The sequence below is a fragment of the Methylacidimicrobium tartarophylax genome (genome assembly GCF_902143375.2).
GTDB classification, from domain to species: domain Bacteria; phylum Verrucomicrobiota; class Verrucomicrobiia; order Methylacidiphilales; family Methylacidiphilaceae; genus Methylacidimicrobium; species Methylacidimicrobium tartarophylax.
The window spans coordinates 1-2,290 of the sequence record NZ_CABFVA020000099.1 but is presented as its reverse complement, the minus strand read 5'-3'; the positions used below and the strand labels follow the sequence as shown (position 1 = coordinate 2,290).

Sequence of the window (2,290 nt, the reverse complement as noted above, 5' to 3'; positions counted from 1 at the left end):
CTAAAAACATGGCAACAATCCCATCCGCAGCTCTTCCAAAAACCAGTACGTAATCATCCGGGACCTGACAGCTACCCGGCGGGGCAACTTGCTTCTCTACAATCTTGCGAGTTAGTCCGTCGAGGGAGAACACCCCGAGGAGTTGACGCAGGACGGAAAAGCCCGAGAGGCTGTTTAGTGGTAATCTATCAGGTCAAGGCCGGTGGCCGTGTTGGTCCCCTCATGATATCGGAAAACCAGCCGCCAGTTCCCGGTAACGGTCAGACTCCACCAATCTTTTGAGCCGCCTTTGAGCGGATGAAGCTTCCAGCCAGGAAATTTTCTGAGTTGTTCTAGCGTTTCGGCGTTTTCAAGAGCAAAGAGGAGCTTCTTCAGCTTGCCAACCATCTCTGACGGTACCCCTCCGGGCTCCCCATCGTAGAGACATTTTAGGCCTTTGCTTTTAAAACGCAGTTCCATATCACTTAGCCTGACTTCCATTGAGTAGCGGCGCAACTCCTTGATGCGGAAGGACAGGCCTTTCCGCTACTGGCTACATCGTTGCCCAAGCCGGTGGCTGGGCGAAGAGCGGGAGCAGGTGGGGCTTGTTGAGAAGCGCGCTGGCGTCGGCCCGAATGCTCATCTTCAACAAGAGGTGGATTCCACTGCGAAGATGCAAAAAGCACCGTAGAGTCAGGGCCGGAAACCATCAAACCTGGAATCCCCCATCTTGCACATCTCCGCCCCGGAGTCATGGTTGACGCTCCATCGGTCAAAACGTATCCCGCCAGTGCCACTTCAAAATGGGCGTGGATTCCGTACCCACATCTTACGACGCCTTGTCCAAACATAAGTCATGTCAGCCCACGGCCCACTATTCATTCGTGAAGTGACGCAAATCCTCAGCCAGCACATCTAGAGTCGACGTTCTGCGCAAACGTCTTTGTAGCTCTCTTAAGCAGCCATCCTTCTTCGCTGCAACCTCGAAATAATGAAACACACGCCTATCCACTTGCACGCGATCAACGTAGAGAGCCAATCCGGACAGCTTATGATCTATACAATTGCTTCCCTTCGCCCGACCCGTGCTTTCGCCTCTTCTTGTAGCGCTTCCCAACTCTCCTTCGATTCGCCATGTAGGAACTCTGTCCCAGTCAATAGCATATAGCAATCCTTCCTTGAGACCCAGTCCTTTCTCGAATACAATTTTCCTCGAAGCAAATAGCAACTCCTCAAGCGGCAATTCCCGGTAACCCGCCTTAGTCGTCCTAAGGCGCTCCGGCTTAATCCCAAGTGCTGTGAGCAACATCAAGATCGGATCATTACCCCCGCATTGACAAAAAGGGCCAATAAGATGAGATGCTTGTCGATACAATAACTCCAGCGTTTCATCCACATCTCGTAGGCCCGGAGCTCCCTTCGTCTGCAGGAACTCTGCTACCCGTCCCTTTAATGCACGCCTTCGTTCCTCGGCCTCTCTCCCGGCTGCTAAAGTATAGCTCCCGGCCGGCGGAAATAAAATACGCCCATTCGCTTCCGTAACAAACTCCATCGACTCAGCCCAATCGTTGATTGTGGCATGCCTAGGCGGTGATCCAGATTCAACCATGGACTTGATAACCGGATCGTTGCAGAGTGACTGTCCAGAAGAGACACTCCCGAGCGCTTTCGGCCTCACCTTTGCAACAACGGTCTTCCAGGATGCATCCGGCTGTGCTAGCAGGGCTAGCACCTCTTCGTACTGGATATCGTCTACAGAACCGCAAATGCGCTCTTTCGTCGACGTGCGCAGAAAGCGGCAGGGTTCAGGATGGGCTACATACTTTAGGGAAAAGAGGATTTCGAAAACTCCGTATCGCTTGTCTGAACGAAGAATTTCGTAGAAATGCTCAAAAGTAACATACGGGAGGATGGATCCTGTATTTAAAATAGCCTTAATCTCTTTAGTACAAAGCCTCCACTTGTAACGCTCCATATCAATCCAATTGGATGCATCAAGGGCAATGTAGGTCGGCGCGTAGACGCTCACACTGCAAAGAATAGCATCATGCTCGGGAATGGGCAATATTGGTGCCTCTTCTCTGTTGTTCGGGGGTTATGAGGTTACGACGGGAACATCTACCAGAACTTTCGGACGAAAAGTCAGCGAGACAAGACACGAGGAGGAAAGAGCGAAAACCCAGTAGCCAGACTATAAATAGCATTTAGCTACTTTCTTATTGATGAGTAGTAAGCTGGTGTGTATCATCCAAGCCAGAGTGTACATCCAGCGCGTCCGACGCATCCAGAACGGCAAGACCTACGAGTCGGT

Annotated in this window: 2 protein-coding genes; both read right to left on the bottom strand. The window is 51.5% G+C overall.

From position 1 onward, the window contains the following. Nucleotides 1–174 precede the first annotated feature (174 nt). Nucleotides 175–459: a type II toxin-antitoxin system RelE/ParE family toxin gene (locus tag MAMT_RS08775; protein ID WP_026195804.1), complete on the bottom strand. Its 285-nt coding sequence runs from the start codon at nucleotides 457–459 to the stop codon at nucleotides 175–177. Nucleotides 460–853: 394 nt separating this feature from the next. Beyond that, nucleotides 854–2,044, bottom strand: a complete 1,191-nt coding sequence (locus tag MAMT_RS08770; RefSeq protein WP_150003871.1) for a hypothetical protein — start codon at nucleotides 2,042–2,044, stop codon at nucleotides 854–856. Between the last annotated feature and the right edge of the window lie 246 nt (nucleotides 2,045–2,290).